Raw genomic sequence first — 18,772 nt, 5'->3', positions numbered from 1 at the left:
CGGTCGGCGCACACCATTCCCGCCGGCCCGTTGTCTGAAGCCGGCGGACCAGAACGCGAGGAGATGGGACCTGTGACCATCCGGGTTGGCATCAACGGCTTTGGCCGAATCGGCCGTAACTTCTTCCGGGCAGTGCTGGCGTCTGACGCCGACATCGAGGTCGTGGCGGTGAACGACCTGACCGACAACGCCACGCTCGCCCACCTGCTCAAGTACGACAGCATCCTCGGTCGCCTGCCGTACGAGGTCAAGGCCACCGCCGACGAGATCACCGTCGGTGGCAAGACCATCAAGGCGTACGCCGAGAAGGACCCGTCGAAGCTGCCGTGGGGCGAGGTCGGCGCGGACGTCGTCATCGAGTCGACCGGCTTCTTCACCGACGCCACCAAGGCCAAGGCGCACGTCGACGGCGGGGCCAAGAAGGTCATCATCTCCGCCCCGGCGAAGAACGAGGACGTCACCGTCGTCATGGGTGTCAACCACGACACCTACGACCCGGCGAAGCACACCATCATCTCCAACGCCTCGTGCACCACCAACTGCCTCGCGCCGATGGCGAAGGTCCTGCACGACACGTTCGGCATCCAGCACGGTCTGATGACGACGATCCACGCGTACACCCAGGACCAGAACCTCCAGGACGCGCCGCACTCGGACCTGCGTCGCGCCCGGGCCGCCGCGCTGAACATCGTGCCGACCTCGACCGGCGCCGCCAAGGCGATCGGCCTGGTCCTGCCGGACCTCAAGGGCAAGCTCGACGGGTACGCCCTGCGGGTGCCGATCCCGACCGGCTCGGTCACCGACCTCACCGTCAACGTCGGTCGCGAGACCACCGTGGACGAGGTCAACGCCGCGCTGAAGGCCGCCGCGGACGGTCCGCTCAAGGGCATCCTGGTCTACAACGAGGACCCGATCGTCTCCACCGACATCGTGACCGACCCGGCGTCGTGCATCTTCGACGCGCCGCTGACCAAGGTCGTCGGCAACCAGGTCAAGGTCGTCGGCTGGTACGACAACGAGTGGGGCTACTCCAACCGGCTCGTCGACCTCGTCAAGCTGGTCGGTTCGTCGCTGTGAGCATCCGGACCCTCGACGACCTGCTCGCCGAGGGGGTGTCGGGTCGGCGCGTGCTGGTGCGCGCCGACCTGAACGTCCCGCTCGACAAGCAGACCGGTGAGATCAGTGATGACGGCCGGATCCGCGCGGTGCTGCCGACTCTCGGCGCGCTGGTCGAGGCCGGCGCGAAGGTGGTCGTCTGCTCGCACCTGGGCCGCCCGAAGGGCGCTCCGGACCCGCAGTTCAGCCTGGGCCCGGTCGCCGGGCGGCTCGGTGAGCTGCTCGGCGCGCCGGTGCACTTCGCCACCGACACCGTCGGTGATTCGGCCCGTTCCACCGTCGCCGGCTTGGCCGACGGCCAGGTCGCCCTTCTGGAGAACCTGCGTTTCAACGCCGGTGAGACCAGCAAGGACGAGGCCGAGCGGGGCGCCTTCGCCGACCAGCTCGCCGCGTTCGGCGACGCGTACGTGGACGACGCGTTCGGTGCCGTGCACCGCAAGCACGCCAGTGTCTTCGACGTGCCGGCCCGGTTGCCGCACGTCGCGGGCCGGCTCGTGCTGCGTGAGGTCGAGGTGCTCTCCAAGCTCACCGGTGACCCGGAGCGCCCGTACGTGGTGGTGCTCGGTGGGTCGAAGGTGTCCGACAAGCTCGCCGTGATCGAGGCTCTGCTGCCCACTGTCGACCGGCTGCTCATCGGTGGCGGGATGTGCTTCACCTTCCTCAAGGCCCAGGGCCTGGAGGTGGGCACCTCGCTGCTGGAGAAGGACATGGTCGACACCTGCCGCAACCTGCTGGAGCGATCCGGCGGCAAGATCATGCTGCCGGTCGACGTGGTGGTCGCGGACGCGTTCGCTCCGGACGCGGCGCACGACACGGTGCGGGTCGACGGCATCCCGAGTCACCGACTCGGCCTGGATGTCGGCCCGGAGACGGTGGCGGGCTTCAGCGCCGCGCTGTCCCAGGCGAAGACGATCTTCTGGAACGGCCCGATGGGCGTGTTCGAGATGCCGGCCTTCGCGGCGGGCACCCGGGGGATCGCCGAGGCGATCACCAAGGCCGACGCGTTCAGCGTCGTCGGCGGCGGTGACTCCGCAGCGGCCGTCCGTGCCCTGGGGCTGGACGAGTCGTCCTTCGGGCACATCTCCACCGGTGGTGGCGCCTCCCTGGAATACCTCGAGGGCAAGACCCTCCCCGGCATCGCGGCCCTGGAGAACTGAATGTCGAGCACCACCCGCCGGCCACTGATGGCCGGCAACTGGAAGATGAACCTCAACCACCTCGAGGCCAACCTGCTGGTGCAGAAGCTGGCGGCCAGCCTCACCGAGAAGCAGCTCACCGCCGTCGAGACGGTCGTGCTGCCGCCCTTCACCGACCTGCGCACCGTGCAGACCGCTGTGGACGGGGACAAACTGCTCATCGGCTACGGCGCACAGGACCTGTCCCCGCACGCGTCCGGCGCGTACACCGGGGACATCTCCGGGCCGATGCTGGCCAAGCTCGGCTGCACGTACGTGGTGGTCGGGCACTCCGAGCGGCGGGCCTACCACAACGAGGACGACGCACTGGTCAACGCCAAGGTCAAGGCGGCGCTGACGCACGGCCTGACGCCGATCCTGTGCGTGGGGGAGGGGCTGGACGTCCGTGAGCAGGGCACCCACGTGGCGCACTGCTCCGACCAGCTCGACGGGGGCCTCGCCGGGCTCACCCCCGAGCAGGTGCGGCAGGTCGTGATCGCGTACGAGCCGGTCTGGGCGATCGGCACGGGCAAGACGGCGACCCCGGACGACGCCCAGGAGGTCTGCGGGGCGGTGCGTCAGCGACTGGCGGAACGCTTCGACCAGGAGACCGCCGACCAGGTTCGGGTCCTCTACGGCGGTTCGGTCAAGGCGTCCAACATCGCCTCGATCATGGCGCAATCGGACGTGGACGGGGGCCTGGTGGGGGGCGCCAGCCTGGACGCCGAGGAATTCGCTCAGATCTGCCGGTTCCCGGAGCACCTCGCCCGCTGATCGCTCGGTATCCTTGACACCGCCCGTCCGCCGGTCGGTGCCGCCGTGCCCGATCAGACCGGGCGAGGATCGCTACGAGAGGAACTGACCCCAGCCATGCCGATCTGGTTCGCATACACGTTGATCGTGTTGCTGGTCATCACGAGCATTCTGCTCACCCTGCTGATCCTGCTGCACCGCGGCAAGGGCGGCGGTCTGTCGAGCATGTTCGGCGGTGGCGTCAGCTCCAGCCTCGCCGGCTCCTCGGTCGCGGAGAAGAACCTGGACCGCTACACCGTCCTGGTGAGCGTCGTCTGGTTCGCCGCCATCGTCGGCCTCGGGCTCTGGCTGCGCCTCCAAATGAACAGCGGTGCCTGAGCAGGCTCAGTAAGTCGTACAATCTGCGCGCGGTTCGTCACTCGACGGGCCGCGCGCAGGCTTTTCTCCGCTGCACCGCGTCGCCCGCCGCTCCACCCCCGAAGACGGCGGGTCCCCTCCGACGACAGGAGCGAGCAGCCGTGCCGAATGGCAACGTTATCCGGGGAGCCCGGGTCGGGTCCGCACCGATGCGCCCGGACGGGCGGCACCAACCCGCCCCCCGACAGGACGTCAGCTACTGGTGCCGTAACGACCACCGGGTCGACATCCGGATCGCCGCGGACGTCGAACCGCCACCCCTGTGGGACTGCCCCCGCTGTGGCCTACCCGCCGGTCGGGACGCCCAGAACCCGCCGGGTCGGGTCCGCGCCGAGCCGTACAAGAGCCACCTGGCGTACGTGAAGGAGCGGCGCACCGCCGAGGAGGGGGAGGCCCTGCTCGCCGAGGCGCTCGCCGCACTACGCCGTCGACGCGGCGAGTAGCGGGCTCCTCCCCGCGCTCAGCGCAGGCTGCGCAGTCGGACGGGTACGTCGGCTGCGGCCGCCCGGTCCAGCAGCCAGCGGGTGCGGTGCACGCCGTGCACGCCGGCCGCCGGCAACTGCACCGGGCCGGCGCCGGCCAACGCCATACCCACCGCGCGAGCCTTGTCGGCGCCGGCGGCCACCAGCCAGACCTCCTCGGCGGTGTTGATCGCCGGCAGGGTGAGGGTGGTCCGCGTCGGCGGCGGCTTGGGGCTGCCCCGCACCGCGCTCACCGGCCGGGTCTCGTAGCCCACCGGGTGCTCGGGGAAGACCGAGGCCACGTGGCCGTCCTCGCCGACGCCCAGCATCAGCACGTCGAAGTGCGGCAGGGTGGCGTGCCCGGGCCGGGCGGCGCGGGCCAGCTCCTCCGCGTACGCGGCAGCCGCCGCCTCGGGGTCGTTGCCGGCCGGGCCGTCCGAGGCCGGCATGGCGTGCACCCGGGCCGGATCCAGTGGCACCACGTCCAGCAGGGCGGCGCGCGCCTGCGTCTCGTTGCGGTCCGGATCACCGGCGGGCAGGAACCGTTCGTCGCCCCACCACACGTCGACCCGGGACCAGTCCACCGCGTCGCGGGCCGGCAGCGTCGCCACCGCCCGGTACACGGCCGCGGCGACCCGACCTCCGGTGAGCACCACCGAGGCTTCGCCCCGGTCGGCCTGGGCGTCGAGCAGCTTCACCAGCAACCGGGCCGCCACAGCCTGCGCCAGCAGGTCGGCGTCGGCGTGGACGGCGACACTCGCCTCACTCATGGTTGCGCCTTCGTTTCCCGACCGCGAGGCGGTCGCTGTCGTGCCCGGGGCGGTGTGCCCGAGGTGGTTGGGGCGAAAACCCCGGAGATTGCGGGGCAGGGCCGGTGCGTACCAGCCCTGCCCGACGATGTGCCCCGGCTGGGCTCAGCCCTCGCCGCTCGTGCCGACGTGCGCGGTGACCCCGGCCTCGGCGCGCTGCGCGGTGGCCGGATCCTTCCAGACGTGGACCCGCTGCGGGGGGCGCTGCTCCAGCCCTCGCAGCCCGACCGTCGCGCCCAGCGCCTCCGCGTACACCTGGTCGGCGTCCAGCCGGCGCAGCTCCTCGGCCAGCTCGTCGCCGAGCGGGCGGCGCACCAGCGGCAGGGCCCGGTCGTCCTGGCCCGTCCGCCGGAACACGGCCATGCTGTCCTCGCGGGTCAGCGTCAACTGGTCGCCGTTGGCGCAGCTGAGCTGCACCTCCCGCATCCGAGGGAACTCGTCGCTGTCCACCCGGCGTGGGGTGATGCCGAGCCGGCTGGACAGCCAACCGGCCATCAGCGCCGCCGTCGGGTCGGTGGGAGGCGCGACGATGGTCGCCTCGGTGACCTGGGCGCTGGTGGTGTCGAACGCCCCGGCGACCAGGGTGCGCCACGGGGTGATCCGGGTCCACGCCAGGTCGGTGTCGCCCGGGGCGTAGTCCCGGGCACGCTGCCGCAGCGCCTCCACCGGGTCGGCGGCCTGCGCGGAGTCGGTGATCCTCCGGTCGGCGACCACCCCGAGGAAGTCGGTGGCGATCTCCGCCGGTGGCTCGCCGTGCCACCAGGTGACAACCGGTACGTCGGGAACGAGCAACGGCATCACTACCGACTCGGCGTGCAGGGACAACCGGCCGTACATCCGGGTGACCACCGCCTCGCAGGGGCCGAGCCGGCCACCGACCACGATCTCCGCGTCCAGTCGGTTGCGGTCCCGCTCGATCTCCGAGCGGACCACCACCAGGAGGCGGCACGGGTGCGCGGCGGCGGCGATCGTCGCCGCGGCCTCCGCCTCCCGGACCCGCTTCTCGTCCACGACCACGATGAGGGTGAGCGCCATGCCGCTGGCCACCCCGCCGGCGCTGCGCCGCTCGGCGGCGAGCGCCTTGACCACCTCGTTGCCGGTGGTGTCCCACAGCCCGATCATGCTCGTCTCCAGGCGCGGCCCTCGCGGGCCAGCATCTCGTCGGAGGCCCGGGGGCCCCACTCGCCGGCCCGGTACGGCTCCGGGGTGGTGCCCTCCCAGGCGTGCTCCAGGGGGTCGATCACCTGCCAGCTCTGCTCGACCTCGGCCGCGTCCGGGAACAGGGTGCGGTCACCGATCAGCACGTCCAGCACCAGACGCTCGTACGCCTCGGGGCTGGACTCGGTGAACGCCTCGCCGTACTGGAAGTCCATGGCGATGTCGCGGACCTCCATTGTCGTACCCGGCACCTTCGAGCCGAACTTGAGCACCACGCCCTCGTCCGGCTGCACCCGGATGACCAGCTGGTTGTTGCCCAGCGACTCCATGTCGGCGTCGTTGAACGGCAGGTGCGGCGCCTTCTTGAACATGATGGCGACCTCGGTGACCCGCCGGGGCAGCCGCTTGCCGGCCCGGATGTAGAACGGCACCTCCGCCCAGCGGCGGTTCTGGATGCCCAACCGCACCGCCACGTACGTCTCGGTGGTGGAGCCGGCGGGGACGTCGCGCTCATCCAGGTAACCGACAGCGCGTTCGCCGCCGACCCAGCCCGGCAGGTACTGACCGCGGACGGTGTCCCGGGCGACGTCCTTGGGCAGTGTGATGGCCTTGAGCACCTTCAGCTTCTCGGTCCGGATCTCGTCGGCGTCGAAGCTGGTCGGCTCCTCCATCGCCACCAGGGCGAGGAGTTGGAGAAGATGGTTCTGCAGCACGTCGCGGGCGGTGCCGACGGTGTCGTAGAAGCCGGCGCGGGTGCCGATGCCGACGTCCTCCGCCATGGTGATCTGCACCGAGTCGACGTACTTGGAGTTCCACAGCGGCTCGAACAGATTGTTGGCGAACCGCAGGGCGAGGATGTTCTGAACCGTCTCCTTGCCCAGGTAGTGGTCGATCCGGAAGACGTCCTGTCGGGTGAACACGTCGTCGACGAGGTCGTTGAGCGCCTTCGCCGAGGGCAGGTCGTTACCGAACGGCTTCTCCACAACGACCCGGCGCCAACCGCCGGACTTGTCGTTGTCGGCCATTCCGGTGCGGGCCAACTGCTTGAGCACGACGGGGAACGCGGCCGGTGGGATGGAGAAGTAGAACGCCGCGTTGCCGGCGATGCCGTGGGTCTGACGCAGATCGTCAAGCGTCGAGGCGAGCTGGTCGAAGGCGTCGTCGTCGTCGAACGACCCGCCGACGAACTTGATGTTGCCGGCCAGCCGCGCCCACACCTCGTCCCGCCACGGGGTGCGAGCGTGCTTGCGGGCAGCCTCGCAGGCCAACGTCTCGAAGTCGCCGTCACCCCAGTCGCGGCGCGCGAAACCGAGCACCACGAAGCCCGGCGGCAACAGCCCCCGGTTGGCCAGGTCGTAGACCGCGGGGAGCAGCTTCTTGCGGGCCAGGTCGCCGGTCACCCCGAAGATCACCAGAGCGCAGGGCTCCGGGATCCGGGGCAACCGGCGGTCCTGCGGGTCGCGCAGCGGGTTCACCGAACCGCCTCCTCGCTCCGCCTCAGTCACGTCGTCCATCCTCACGCCCGCAGATCACCGGCCGCGTCCAGTAGTTGGGCGACACCGGCGGCCCGGTCGGTCAGGTGCAACCGCAGCAGCGGGCGCTCCCGACCGGCGAGGGCCTGCCGGTCACCGGCGGCCTGCGCCGCCTGCAACTCACCGAAGCTGTACGGCTTGCCCGGCACCGCCAGGTCCTCGGCGACCCCGCCGGTCACCTGGAGGTAGCTGCCCACCTGCGGGCCGCCCTTGTGGTACTGGCCCGTCGAGTGCAGGAAGCGCGGCCCCCAGCCGAAGGTGACCGGCCGGCCGCCCGCCTGCGCCAGCAGCGACCGCAGCCGGGCCGCGTCGGCGTCGGCGAACCGGTCGAGGTACGCCATCACCGCCAGGTAACCGTCGTCGCCCAGCCCGTCGAGCAGCCAGCGCAGCACACCGGCCAGGTTTCCGGGGGCGCCCTGCGGGGCGTACACCTCGATCGCGCCCTCGGTGAACGACGGCGTCTCCGCCGGCAGGCCCGAGGCCAGGATCTTGTTGGTGTTCTCCTTGGACTCGGTGACGTTCGGCTGGTTGAACGGGTCGATGCCGAGCACCACGCCGGCCACCGCGGTGGCGTACTCCCAGGCCAGGAACTGCGCGCCCAGCGGGCCGTTGACGGCCACGTCCGGGTTGGCCCCGCCGCCCGGCATGTCTCCGGGGGCCAGCGCGCCGCCGTAGCTGACGGTCAGCACGTCCGCGCCGGTGGCGCCGGGGCTCTGCGGAGACTCCACTACCACCGGGAGGATGCCCACCCCGGCCTTGCCGGTCGACTCGGCGATCAGCTGCTCGGCCCAGTCGCCGAGCCCGTCGATGCCGGTGCCGTCGGAGACCAGGGCGACCTTGTCGCGGGCCAGCGTGGCCGCGGCGCCCAGGGCGGCGCCCAGCGCCAACGCCGGGTTGTTCTGGTCCGCGCCGAGCGACGTGGCCAGCGCGTCGGCCTGGTCGAGCAGCTCCCCGACCTCGACCCCGGCCAGCGCCGAGGGCACCAGACCGAACGCGGTCAGCGCCGAGTACCGGCCGCCGACGTTCGGGTCGGCGAGCACCGTGAACGCGCCCATCTCGGCCGCGGTGGCCTCCAGCGGCGAACCCGGGTCGGTGACGATGACGAAGTGCCGGCCGGCCTCCGCCTCGGTCATCCCGGCGTCCAGGAACGCCTGCCAGTACGCGCGCCGGTGGCTGTCGGTCTCCACCGTCGACCCGGACTTGCTGGCCACCACCACGACGGTGCGCTCCAGCCGGTCACCGAGCGCCGCCCGGACCTGGCCCGGGTCGGTGGTGTCCAGCACCGTCAACGGGCGACCCAGCGTCCGGGTGATCACCTCGGGTGCGAGCGACGAGCCGCCCATGCCGGCGAGTACCACGTGATCCAGGTCGGCCAGCTCCGCGGTCAGCTCGGCCAACTGGACGAGCAGTTCGCGGCTGCGCCGGTGGGTGTCCACCCAGCCCAGCCGGATCTTCGCCTCGGCCTCGGCGTCCGGACCCCACAGGCTCGCGTCCTTGCCCGCCAGCTTGCCCGGGACGCCGGCCTTGACCAGCGCGTCCCGGGTCGAGGCGGGCGCGGCCTTGTCGACCGCGTCCGCGCCGTACACGGCGAGCCCGGCGGCTGCCTCCACCGGCCCAGCGAGAAGGTCGCTCATGCCGTCACTCCGCTTCGCTGCGTGCCGTCATGAGGCCCCTTGGCACTGAGGCTGATTCGCTCGCTCATGCGTTACCACCGGCCTGCTCGGCGGCCTTGGCGTTGCCCTTGGCCGCCTTGTTCGGGGCACCCTTGCCCTTGGCCGCCGCCTCCAGGGACTTGCGGACCCCGTCGAGCAGCTCCTGCCAGCTGGCCTCGAACTTCTCCACGCCCTCGCGCTCCAGGGTGACGATCACGTCGTCCATGTCCACCCCGACCGACTCCAGGTCGGCGAAGACCTTCCGCGCCGCGTCGTAGGCGCCGGTGATGGTGTCGCCGCGGGTCTCGCCGTGATCGGCGTACGCGTGGATGACCGACTCCGGCATGGTGTTGACAGTGCCGGGCGCGATCAGCTCCTCGACGTAGATGACGTCCCGGTAGTCCGGGTTCTTCGTCGAGGTGGACGCCCACAGCGGCCGCTGCGGGTGCGCGCCGGCCGCGGCGAGCGCCTTCCAGCGGTCGGAGGAGAAGACCTCGGTGTAGCGCTCGTACGCCAGCTGCGCGTTGGCGATGGCGGCCTTGCCCTTGAGGGCCTTCGCCTGGTCGGAGCCGACCTTCTCCAGCCTCTTGTCGACCTCGGAGTCGACCCGGGAGACGAAGAACGACGCCACCGAGCCGATCTTGGACAGGTCGTGGCCGTTCGTCTTGGCCTGCTCCAGACCGGCGAGGAACGCCTCCATGACCGCCGAGTAGCGGTCCAGACCGAAGATCAGCGTGACGTTGACGCTGATCCCCTCGGCCAGGGTGGCGGTGATCGCCGGGAGGCCGGCCTCGGTGGCCGGGATCTTGATGTAGAGGTTGGGGCGGTCCACCAGCCACCACAGGGCCTTGGCCTCGGCCACCGTCCGGTCGCTCTCGTGGGCCAGCCGGGGGTCCACCTCGATGGAGACCCGGCCGTCGACACCGTCGCTGCCGTCGTACGACGGGCGCATCACGTCGCAGGCCCACCGCACGTCGTACGTGGTGAGCATGCGCACCGACTCCTCGACCTCGACGCCACGGGTGGCGAGGTCGTGCAGCTGCCAGTTGTACTCGTCGGCGTCGCTCAGCGCCTTGGCGAAGATCGTGGGGTTGGTGGTGACACCGGCCACGTGCTTCTCGCGGCGCAGCTGGTCCAGCCCGCCGGAGCTCAAACGCACCCGGGAAAGATCGTCGAGCCAGACCGCCACGCCCGCGGCGGTGAGCTCATTCAGCTTGTCCGTCATGCCATCCACGCTCCCTCAGTTGCCGGTCGTGAAACCGGTGATGTCGCCCACCCGGGCCAGCGAGGCGTGTGCTGCCGCCACGATCCGGTCGGGGGTGAACCCGAACTGCTCGAAGAGCACGGTGTGCGGGGCGCTCGCTCCGTAGTGCTCCAGGCTCACGCTCTCGCCCAGGTCACCGACGACTCCGCGCCAGGACATCGCGATGCCCGCCTCCACGCTCACCCGTGCCTTTACCCCGCGCGGGAGCACCGACTCCCGGTACGCCTCGTCCTGCTCGTAGAACCACTCCTGGCAGGGCATCGAGACGACCCGGGTCGGGGTGCCGTCGGCCTCCAGCCGCTCCCGGGCGGTCAGGCAGAGCTGCACCTCGGAACCGGTGCCGACGATGATCACCTGAGGCTTGCCGTTGGACGCCTCGGCCAGCACGTACCCGCCCTTGGCCACGCCCTCCGCGCTGCCCAGGACGTCGCGGTCCATGGTCGGCAGCGGTTGACGGCTCAGCGCCAGGGCGGTCGGCCGGTCGGTGTGCTCCAGCGCCTGCCGCCAGGCCCAGGCGGTCTCGTTGGCGTCCGCCGGACGGACCACGTCCAGGCCCGGGATGGCGCGCAGCGCGGTCAGGTGCTCCACCGGCTGGTGGGTCGGGCCGTCCTCGCCGAGGCCGATCGAGTCGTGCGTCCAGACGTAGGTCACCGGCAGCTTCATCAGCGCGGCCAGCCGCACTGACGGACGCATGTAGTCGCTGAAGACCAGGAACGTGCCGCCGTACGGGCGGGTGCCACCGTGCAGGGCGATGCCGTTGAGGATCGCGCCCATGGCGTGCTCACGGATGCCGAAGTGCAGCGTGCGGCCGTACTCGTGGCCGGGGAAGTCCTTGGTGGCGTGCGCGGCCGGGATGAACGACGGTTCGCCCTTCATCGTGGTGTTGTTGCTCTCGGCCAGGTCGGCCGAGCCGCCCCACAGCTCCGGCAGCACCGGCGCGAGCGCCTCCAGCACCTTGCCGGAGGCGGCTCGGGTGGCCACCCCCTTGGCGTCCGCGGGGAAGACCGGCAACGCGTCGGTCCAGCCGTCGGGGAGTACGTGACCAGCCAGCCGCTCGTAGAGCGCGGTGCGCTCCGGGTTGGCCTTCTTCCAGGCGTCGAACGCGGTGGTCCACTTCTGCTGGGCGTCGGAGCCGCGGCCCATCACCGTGCGGGCGTGGCTGAGCACCTCCTCGTCGACCTGGAAGGTCTGCTCCGGGTCGAAGTCGAGGATCCGCTTGGTGGCCTTCACCTCGTCGGCGCCGAGCGCCGAGCCGTGGATCTTGCCGGTGTTCTGCTTGTTGGGCGCGGGCCAGCCGATGATGGTGCGCAGCGCGATGAACGAGGGGCGGCCGGTCTCCGCCTTGGCGGCCACCAGCGCGGCGTACAGCGCCTCGGCGTCCTCGTGGTAGTCGCCCTGGTCGGCGTCGCCGCTGCGCCAGTCGACGGTCTGCACGTGCCAGCCGTACGCCTCGTAGCGGGCGGCCACGTCCTCGCTCTTGGCGATCCGGGTGTCGTCCTCGATGGAGATCTCGTTGTCGTCGTAGATCACCGTGAGGTTGCCCAGTTGCTGGTGCCCGGCGAGGGCGCTGGCCTCGTGGCTGATGCCCTCCTCGATGTCACCGTCGGAGACGATGCACCAGATGTCGTGGTCGAAGACGGACGCGCCGAGCTCGGCCTCGGGGTCGAACAGGCCGCGCTCGCGGCGGGCCGCCATGGCCATGCCGACCGCGTTGCCCAGACCCTGCCCGAGCGGGCCGGTGGTGGTCTCCACGCCCGGCGTGTGCCCGTGCTCGGGGTGCCCCGGCGTCTGCGAGCCCCACTGCCGCAGCGACTTGAGGTCGTCCAGGCTCAGCGGGTAACCGGAGAGGAACAGCTGGATGTAGAGCGTCAGGCTGGAGTGCCCGGCGGAGAGCACGAACCGGTCGCGGCCGGGCCAGTTCGGGTCGGCCGGGTTGTGCCGCATGACGCGGTTGAAGAGGAGGTACGCCGCGGGCGCGAGGCTCATCGCGGTGCCCGGGTGGCCGTTGCCGGATTTCTCTACGGCGTCCATGGCCAGCACGCGGACGGTATCTACGGCCCGGCGATCGAGGTCGGACCAGTTCAGTGCGGAGTGCTCGGGTCGTTTAACAGCCACGATGGTTGTGCTCCTCGGCAGATGGGCGGAACCCTCACCGATGACCTTATCGAGCGTCCCTAAACGCGCGCCCGGGGATCTGCGCATGGTGTGCGCTACGTGACCATCCGGATGCTCGGTTCAACCCTGTGGTGTGACGGCCCGCACCGTTGTCGGGTCGGCCGGGCAGCCAAAACGACGACGCGTAGTGTGTGGGGCGGTATGCGGACCCGTGCGGTCCCGGCCGATCCGATCTCCCCGTGCCCGATGCCGGAAGGTGGCAATCCGTGAGCATGATCACCGAGCGCCCCGCGAGCAACCCGGCCGGGCCACACCCGGCGCGGGCGGCCGAGGGCCCGGTGGCCCGGCGGGACGTACGCGCGGTCCTGTCGGCGTACGTGGCGCTCACCAAGCCGCGGATCGTCGAGTTGCTGCTGGTCACCACCATCCCGGCGATGATGCTCGCCGAGGGCGGGCTGCCGTCGCTGTGGCTGATGGCCATCGTCCTGATCGGCGGCTCGCTCGCCGCCGGCGCGGCCAGCGTCCTCAACTGCTACATCGACCGCGACATCGACCAGCTGATGCGGCGGACCAAGCGTCGGCCGCTGCCGGCGCACACCGTGTCGCCGCGAAGCGCGCTGATCTTCGGTTTGGTGCTGGCGGCGGTGTCGGTGGCCCTGATGGCGGCGTTCACCAACCTGCTGGCCGCCGGGCTGACCCTTGCCGCGATCGCCTACTACGACCTCGTCTACACCCTGTGGCTCAAGCGTTCCACCCCGACGAACACCTTCTGGGGCGGCGCCTGCGGAGCGGCGCCGGTCCTGATCGGTTGGGCTGCGGTGACCGGCTCCCTGGCGCCGGCCGCCTGGGGGCTCTTCGCCGTGGTCTTCTTCTGGCAGATGCCGCACTTCTACCCGCTCGCCATGAAGTACAAGGACGACTACGCCCGGGCCGGCATCCCGATGCTGCCTGTGGTGGCCTCGATCCGCCGGGTGAACGCCGAGATCCTGATCTTCGCGTGGCTCACGGTGCTCACCTCCCTGGCCGTCTGGCCGCTGGGGCTCAGCGCGATCTACGGGGTGCCGACGCTGGTGGTGGGTGCCATCTTCGTGGTCGAGGCACACCGGCTCTGCCGGCGCGCCACGCGCGGCGAGGCGGTCAAGCCGATGCGGCTGTTCCACTGGTCGACGACGTACCTGACGATCGTCTTCGTGGCCGTCGCGCTCGACGCGCTGATCTGACCCGTCTCGCACGGCCCGGCTCTGTCCTTCACGTCCGAGGCAGTGGCCTCCGCCTGTCGGCTTCGTTGGCTGTCGGCTCCCACGCGCTCCGCGGCATCCCTGCGCGCCGCGGCTCGGCCGGTCGCCGAATGGCGCCGATGATCTCCTGACTAATCATGGACGTGGATGAGTTGTCCGGGTTTAACGTCACATCAGAGTAACTTTCAGCATGAGTCGGATCGGCTCAACCTGGGGTGGTTCGAGGGCGATTTCCCGACGTGCTTTGAGCGCAAAAGTCGGTAAATAAACGGACAGGAAACCTGTGGTCGTCCTTAAACCTGTAGGTAATTGGCATCACAAAACGTTCATGGTTCTCGCCCGACGGGGTGCGACTCTGCTTAGGCTTCGCGTCATGGCAGATGGTTCCGATACGACGCTGACGGCCGAGCAGACCGCCGACGAGCAGGCGCCCCAAGGCCTGGTCGCGGGCCTCAAGGCGTTCGCGGCCGGACACGGCGGCGCGAAGGCGGTCATCGAGTACGTCGGCAAGCGTGGCGCGCGGATCGTCCTGGTGGGTTCCGACGGCGAGTGGGGCGACCAGTTCGCCGACGACACCGTCACCGCCCGCGAGGCGTGCGCCAAGGCGGGAGTCACCGTCGAGAACGCCTGGGAGCGTGAACTCATGGACCAGATGCGTCCGAGCAACGACCTCTGGCGGTCGATGGCCCGGCGCACGATGGCCCGCTGAACAGACAGCTGAATTGACCACATATCACCAGTCGACCCGGGGGGAACCCCGGGTCGCTCTCGTCACCTGCTCCGACCTGGCCGACCTCGACCCGGACGACCGGCTGGTCCTGGCCCCGCTCGCCGCCCGTGGCGTCGCCGTCCAGACCGTCATCTGGGACGACTCCGACGTCGACTGGTCGTCCTACGACCTGGTCGTGCTCCGCTCACCCTGGGACTACGCGCTGCGCCGCGACGAGTTCGTGTCCTGGGCGGCCACCGTGCCGACGCTGGTCAACCCGGCAGACGTGGTCCGCTGGAACACCGACAAGCGCTATCTCGCCGAGCTGAGCGCCGCCGGAGTGCCGACCGTGCCGACGTCATGGATCGAGCCGGGGGAGAGCTGGCAGCTGCCCGCCGAGACCGGCGAGTACGTGCTCAAGCCCGCGGTCAGTGCCGGCAGCCAGGACACCGGCCGGTACGACCTGGCCGACCCGGAGCACCGGGACCTGGCGGCCGCACACGTTCGCCGGCTCTCCGACGCCGGCCGGGTCACCATGGTCCAGCCGTACCTGCGGGCCGTCGACACCGAGGGCGAGACGGCCCTGCTCTTCCTGGCCGGCACCGACGGGCTCAGGTTCAGCCACGCGATCCGCAAGGGCCCGATGCTGTCCGGGCCGGACCTCGGCCCGGACGGGCTCTACAAGGCCGAGGAGATCACCGCCCGCACCGCCCGCCCCGAACAGCTGGCGGTGGCCGAGCAGACCCTCGCGACGGTGCCCGGCGGCACCCGACAGCTGCTCTACGCCCGGGTCGACCTGATCCCCGGCCTGGACGGCGAGCCGGTCCTGGTCGAGCTGGAGCTGACCGAGCCGTCGCTCTTCATCGGGTACGCGGACGGCGCCCCCGACCGCCTCGCCACCGCGATCACCACCCACCTGGCCCGCAACGCCTGACCCCTCGCACAACAAGCACCCCCGAACGGCCGCCGGCGCCGCCGTGCGTCCGCGCCGCCACCGGCAAGATCGCGCAACATCGTGGTTGTGGTGGCTTCTGGGCCGTCTGTGGCCACTACAACCTGTCAGGCGGTGACTGGTACCGGGGCGGCGGCGTCGGTCGGGGTGGCCTGGGGGGCCGGCGCGACCGGGCGGCGTTCCCGGGTGGACCACTGCACCGACAGGGCGGCCAGCAGCACCAGGCAGGAGCCGAGCATGTGTGCGCCGACCAGGAGCGCCGGCACGTGGGTGAAGTACTGCACGAACCCGATCAGACCCTGACCCAACTCCACGGCGACCAGGATGATCGCGGCGCGGGTGGCTCGCTGCGCACCGACGGCGCGGAACGCGAAGATCAGCGCCACCGAGAGGCCGATCAGCAGGAAGACCCCGTCCGCGTGCACCTGCGAGATGGTCTCCGGGTCGAGCCCGTTGCGGGCGGCGCCGTGGTCGCCGGCGTGCGGGCCGCTGCCGGTGACCCACGTGCCGACGACCAGCACGGCGACTGTGACGCCGGTGGTGACCCGGGCCAGCGCGCGCAGCGGTGCGGGCACCACGGCCACTGTCGGGCCGTCGGGGTCGCCGATTCGTCGCCACAGGGCGTACGCGGCGGCGATCACGGCCATCGAGGCGAGGAAGTGCAGCCCGACCACCCACGGGTTGAGGTTGGTCAGCACGGTGATGCCGCCGATCACCGCCTGGGCGGGGATGCCCAGGAAGACCGCCACGGCCAGTGCGAGGAGCCCGGGTCGGCGGGGCCGGTGCAGCAGTACGGCCAGCACGGTGGCCAGCGCGATGAGACCCACCGCGAAGGTCAACATGCGGTTGCTGAACTCGATGACCCCGTACACGCCCATCTCCGGCGTGGTGACGTAGGAATCGTCGGTGCACCGGGGCCAGGTGGGGCAGCCGAGGCCCGAGGCGGTCAACCGGACGGCCCCGCCGGTGACGACGATGCCCACGTTCGCGATGATCGAGGCGAGCGCGAGGCGGCGCAGCAGGATGCCGGAGACCGGACGGACGATTCGGTTCACGGCGCAAATCCTACGCACCGTAGTGATCGAGGTTCGTCCGACTCCGTCGGCTCGGTGGTTGGGATCACCGGGGCCCGGGTTTGCGACCCTCCGGGTAATTACGTAACGTTGGCGTTGTGAAAAACGCGGCGGAGCTCTCCGGGCACCAACCGACGGCCGTACCGGCCCTCGGTGCGTCCGCCTCCGCGCCTGCCGTGACCACGTCGGCCGGCCTCGCCGGCCCGGCGGCGGCCGAGGTCTCCACCCGGGATCGGGTCACCCAGTTGCTGCTGGAGCAGGGTGCCACCACCGCCGCGCAGCTTGGCGCGGCGCTCGGGCTCAGCCCGGCGGCGATCCGCCGGCACCTCGACGCGATGCTTGCGGACGGTGACGTGTACGCCCGCGAGCAGCCCGTGCAGGGCAGTCGCGGTCGGGGGCGCCCGGCCAAGGTGTTCCTGTTGACCGAGGCCGCCCGGGTCCGCTGTGGCACACACCACTACGACAACATGGCCACCGCCGCGCTGCGCTGGATCGCCCGCAGTGGCGGTTCGGACGCGGTCGAGGCGTTCGCCACCGAGCAGGTGTCGGCTCTCGAGTCCCGTTGTCGGACGGCCATGGAGGACGCTGGCGACGAGCCTCTCGCCCGAGCCGAGGCACTCGCCGCAGCGCTCACCGGCGAGGGTTACGCTGCCAGTGCGACCACGATCGCCTCCGGCGGCCAGCTCTGTCAGCACCACTGCCCGGTGGCGCACGTGGCCGCCGAGTTTCCTCAGCTGTGCGAGGCCGAGACCGCGGTCATCTCCCGTCTGGTCGGCACCCACGTGCAGCGTCTGGCCACCATCGCGCACGGCGACGGGGTGTGCACCACGCACATCCCGACCCAGCCGGGCCGCGCTCAATCAGGTAATCCCGTAACCACTGTGAGGACAGATAGATGACCGAGCAGATCGTCCAGCCCCTGACCCAGGAAGAGCAGCTCGCCGCCCTGGGCCGGTACGAGTACGGCTGGTCCGACCCGGACGCCGCCGGGGCGGTCGCCCAGCGCGGCATCAACGAGGCGGTGGTGCGGGACATCTCGGCCAAGAAGAGCGAGCCGGCGTGGATGCTCGACCTGCGGCTGAAGGGCCTGCGGCTGTTCGGCCGTAAGCCGATGCCGGCCTGGGGCGCGGACCTCACCGGGATCGACTTCGACAACATCAAGTACTTCGTGCGGTCGACCGAGAAGCAGGCCACCAGCTGGGAGGACCTGCCCGAGGACATCAAGAACACCTACGACCGGCTGGGCATCCCGGAGGCGGAGAAGCAGCGGCTGGTCGCCGGTGTCGCGGCGCAGTACGAGTCGGAGGTCGTCTACCACAAGATCCGCGAGGACCTTGAGGAGCAGGGCGTTCTCTTCCTGGACACCGACACGGCGCTGCGCGAGCACGAGGACGTCTTCAAGGAGTACTTCGGCACGGTGATCCCGGTCGGCGACAACAAGTTCGCCGCCCTGAACACCTCGGTGTGGTCCGGTGGCTCGTTCATCTACGTGCCGAAGGGCGTGCAGGTCGAGATCCCGTTGCAGGCCTACTTCCGGATCAACACCGAGAACATGGGCCAGTTCGAGCGGACGCTGATCATCGTCGACGAGGGTGCGTACGTGCACTACGTCGAGGGCTGCACCGCGCCGCTCTACTCCTCCGACTCGCTGCACAGCGCGGTCGTGGAGATCATCGTCAAGAAGAACGCGCGCTGCCGCTACACGACCATCCAGAACTGGTCGAACAACGTCTACAACCTGGTCACCAAGCGCGCCGTCTGCCACGAGGGCGCGACCATGGAGTGGGTCGACGGCAACATCGGCTCCAAGGTGACCATGAAGTACCCGGCGGTCTACATGACCGGCGAGCACGCCAAGGGCGAGGTGCTCTCGGTGGCGATGGCCGGCGAGGGTCAGCACCAGGACGCCGGCGCCAAGATGGTGCACGCCGCGCCGCACACCTCCTCGACCATCGTGTCGAAGTCGATCGCCCGTGGCGGCGGCCGCACCTCGTACCGGGGTCTGGTGCAGGTGCTGGAGGGTTCGCACCACAGCCGGAGCACTGTCAAGTGCGACGCGCTGCTGGTCGACACCATCTCCCGCTCGGACACCTACCCGTACGTCGACATCCGTGAGGACGACGTGTCGATGGGTCACGAGGCGACCGTCTCCAAGATCAGCGACGACCAGCTCTTCTACCTGATGAGCCGGGGCCTGAGCGAGGACGAGGCGATGGCCATGATCGTGCGCGGCTTCATCGAGCCGATCGCCAAGGAGCTCCCGATGGAGTACGCCCTGGAGCTCAACCGTCTGATCGAGCTTCAGATGGAGGGCGCGGTCGGCTGACGCCGCCGCTCCCCGTGGCGGG

At 70.6% G+C, this 18,772-nt stretch carries 17 protein-coding genes; 10 read left to right on the top strand and 7 right to left on the bottom strand.

Features of this window, described 5'->3' with window-relative positions:
* Positions 1-72: 72 nt before the first annotated feature.
* The 5 genes from gap (at position 73) to KBX08_RS20130 (ending at position 3,904) form a co-directional block, all read left to right on the top strand.
* Positions 73-1,077 carry a type I glyceraldehyde-3-phosphate dehydrogenase gene (gene gap, locus KBX08_RS20150; RefSeq protein ID WP_124853956.1) on the top strand — a complete coding sequence of 335 codons (1,005 nt, stop codon included), beginning with the start codon at positions 73-75 and terminating at the stop codon, positions 1,075-1,077.
* Positions 1,074-2,273 carry a phosphoglycerate kinase gene (gene pgk, locus KBX08_RS20145; protein WP_210785005.1) on the top strand — a complete coding sequence of 400 codons (1,200 nt, stop codon included), beginning with the start codon at positions 1,074-1,076 and terminating at the stop codon, positions 2,271-2,273. Before gap ends, pgk begins: the two co-directional genes overlap by 4 nt.
* The gene (gene tpiA, locus KBX08_RS20140) at positions 2,274-3,065 is read left to right on the top strand and encodes a triose-phosphate isomerase (RefSeq protein WP_210785004.1); all 792 of its coding nucleotides are present in this window, start codon (positions 2,274-2,276) and stop codon (positions 3,063-3,065) included.
* 96 nt (positions 3,066-3,161) lie between these two features.
* Positions 3,162-3,422: a preprotein translocase subunit SecG gene (gene secG / locus KBX08_RS20135; RefSeq protein WP_030337344.1), complete on the top strand. Its 261-nt coding sequence runs from the start codon at positions 3,162-3,164 to the stop codon at positions 3,420-3,422.
* A 140-nt stretch (positions 3,423-3,562) separates the two neighbouring features.
* Positions 3,563-3,904: an RNA polymerase-binding protein RbpA gene (locus KBX08_RS20130; RefSeq protein WP_210785003.1), complete on the top strand. Its 342-nt coding sequence runs from the start codon at positions 3,563-3,565 to the stop codon at positions 3,902-3,904.
* A gap of 17 nt (positions 3,905-3,921) precedes the next feature.
* Here KBX08_RS20130 and pgl read toward each other — a convergent pair whose 3' ends face one another.
* The 6 genes from pgl to tkt form a co-directional block, all read right to left on the bottom strand.
* Entirely contained in the window at positions 3,922-4,692 is a 771-nt protein-coding gene (gene pgl / locus KBX08_RS20125) for a 6-phosphogluconolactonase (protein WP_210785002.1), read from the bottom strand.
* A 144-nt stretch (positions 4,693-4,836) separates the two neighbouring features.
* Positions 4,837-5,853, bottom strand: coding sequence for a glucose-6-phosphate dehydrogenase assembly protein OpcA (locus tag KBX08_RS20120; protein WP_210785001.1), 1,017 nt, complete (start codon positions 5,851-5,853; stop codon positions 4,837-4,839).
* Entirely contained in the window at positions 5,850-7,403 is a 1,554-nt protein-coding gene (zwf, locus tag KBX08_RS20115) for a glucose-6-phosphate dehydrogenase (RefSeq protein WP_210785000.1), read from the bottom strand. The genes KBX08_RS20120 and zwf overlap by 4 nt, the downstream gene beginning before the upstream one ends.
* Positions 7,404-7,405: 2 nt before the next feature.
* Positions 7,406-9,055, bottom strand: coding sequence for a glucose-6-phosphate isomerase (locus tag KBX08_RS20110; protein ID WP_210784999.1), 1,650 nt, complete (start codon positions 9,053-9,055; stop codon positions 7,406-7,408).
* A 64-nt stretch (positions 9,056-9,119) separates the two neighbouring features.
* On the bottom strand, positions 9,120-10,298 hold the full coding sequence (gene tal / locus KBX08_RS20105) for a transaldolase (protein ID WP_210784998.1): 1,179 nt from the start codon (positions 10,296-10,298) through the stop codon (positions 9,120-9,122).
* Positions 10,299-10,313: 15 nt separating this feature from the next.
* Positions 10,314-12,452, bottom strand: coding sequence for a transketolase (gene tkt, locus KBX08_RS20100; RefSeq protein WP_210784997.1), 2,139 nt, complete (start codon positions 12,450-12,452; stop codon positions 10,314-10,316).
* Positions 12,453-12,718: 266 nt separating this feature from the next.
* On the opposite strand from tkt, the gene KBX08_RS20095 reads away from it, so the two are divergent.
* The 3 genes from KBX08_RS20095 (at position 12,719) to KBX08_RS20085 (ending at position 15,333) form a co-directional block, all read left to right on the top strand.
* On the top strand, positions 12,719-13,672 hold the full coding sequence (locus KBX08_RS20095; protein ID WP_112677042.1) for a heme o synthase: 954 nt from the start codon (positions 12,719-12,721) through the stop codon (positions 13,670-13,672).
* Between the two features lie 391 nt (positions 13,673-14,063).
* Positions 14,064-14,399 (top strand): hypothetical protein, encoded by a 336-nt coding sequence (locus KBX08_RS20090; RefSeq protein WP_210784996.1) that lies wholly within the window; start codon positions 14,064-14,066, stop codon positions 14,397-14,399.
* A 13-nt stretch (positions 14,400-14,412) separates the two neighbouring features.
* Complete coding sequence (locus KBX08_RS20085) at positions 14,413-15,333, top strand: RimK family alpha-L-glutamate ligase (RefSeq protein WP_210784995.1); 921 nt, start codon at positions 14,413-14,415, stop codon at positions 15,331-15,333.
* Between the two features lie 125 nt (positions 15,334-15,458).
* On the opposite strand, the gene KBX08_RS20080 is transcribed toward KBX08_RS20085, so the two are convergent.
* Positions 15,459-16,424 (bottom strand): heme A synthase, encoded by a 966-nt coding sequence (locus KBX08_RS20080; RefSeq protein WP_210784994.1) that lies wholly within the window; start codon positions 16,422-16,424, stop codon positions 15,459-15,461.
* Between the two features lie 98 nt (positions 16,425-16,522).
* On the opposite strand from KBX08_RS20080, the gene KBX08_RS20075 reads away from it, so the two are divergent.
* Both KBX08_RS20075 and sufB read left to right on the top strand, forming a co-directional pair.
* Positions 16,523-17,323, top strand: coding sequence for a helix-turn-helix transcriptional regulator (locus tag KBX08_RS20075; RefSeq protein ID WP_372494700.1), 801 nt, complete (start codon positions 16,523-16,525; stop codon positions 17,321-17,323).
* Positions 17,320-18,750 carry a Fe-S cluster assembly protein SufB gene (gene sufB / locus KBX08_RS20070; protein ID WP_210784993.1) on the top strand — a complete coding sequence of 477 codons (1,431 nt, stop codon included), beginning with the start codon at positions 17,320-17,322 and terminating at the stop codon, positions 18,748-18,750. The genes KBX08_RS20075 and sufB overlap by 4 nt, the downstream gene beginning before the upstream one ends.
* Positions 18,751-18,772: the final 22 nt, after the last annotated feature.

Origin of the sequence: Micromonospora sp. H61 (assembly GCF_018070325.1) — a bacterium.
Classification (GTDB): domain Bacteria; phylum Actinomycetota; class Actinomycetes; order Mycobacteriales; family Micromonosporaceae; genus Micromonospora; species Micromonospora salmantinae.
Note: the sequence above shows the minus strand (reverse complement) of the source record. Positions and strands in the feature narration are given on the sequence as shown.

Coding starts and splice junctions, on each gene's coding strand:
- pgl (WP_210785002.1), bottom strand. CDS start 4,692: ATGAGTGAGGCGAGTGTCGCCGTCCACGCCGACGCCGACCTGCTGGCG.
- zwf (WP_210785000.1), bottom strand. CDS start 7,403: ATGGACGACGTGACTGAGGCGGAGCGAGGAGGCGGTTCGGTGAACCCG.
- tal (WP_210784998.1), bottom strand. CDS start 10,298: ATGACGGACAAGCTGAATGAGCTCACCGCCGCGGGCGTGGCGGTCTGG.
- tpiA (WP_210785004.1), top strand. CDS start 2,274: ATGTCGAGCACCACCCGCCGGCCACTGATGGCCGGCAACTGGAAGATG.
- secG (WP_030337344.1), top strand. CDS start 3,162: ATGCCGATCTGGTTCGCATACACGTTGATCGTGTTGCTGGTCATCACG.
- KBX08_RS20120 (WP_210785001.1), bottom strand. CDS start 5,853: ATGATCGGGCTGTGGGACACCACCGGCAACGAGGTGGTCAAGGCGCTC.
- KBX08_RS20110 (WP_210784999.1), bottom strand. CDS start 9,055: ATGAGCGACCTTCTCGCTGGGCCGGTGGAGGCAGCCGCCGGGCTCGCC.
- KBX08_RS20090 (WP_210784996.1), top strand. CDS start 14,064: ATGGCAGATGGTTCCGATACGACGCTGACGGCCGAGCAGACCGCCGAC.
- sufB (WP_210784993.1), top strand. CDS start 17,320: ATGACCGAGCAGATCGTCCAGCCCCTGACCCAGGAAGAGCAGCTCGCC.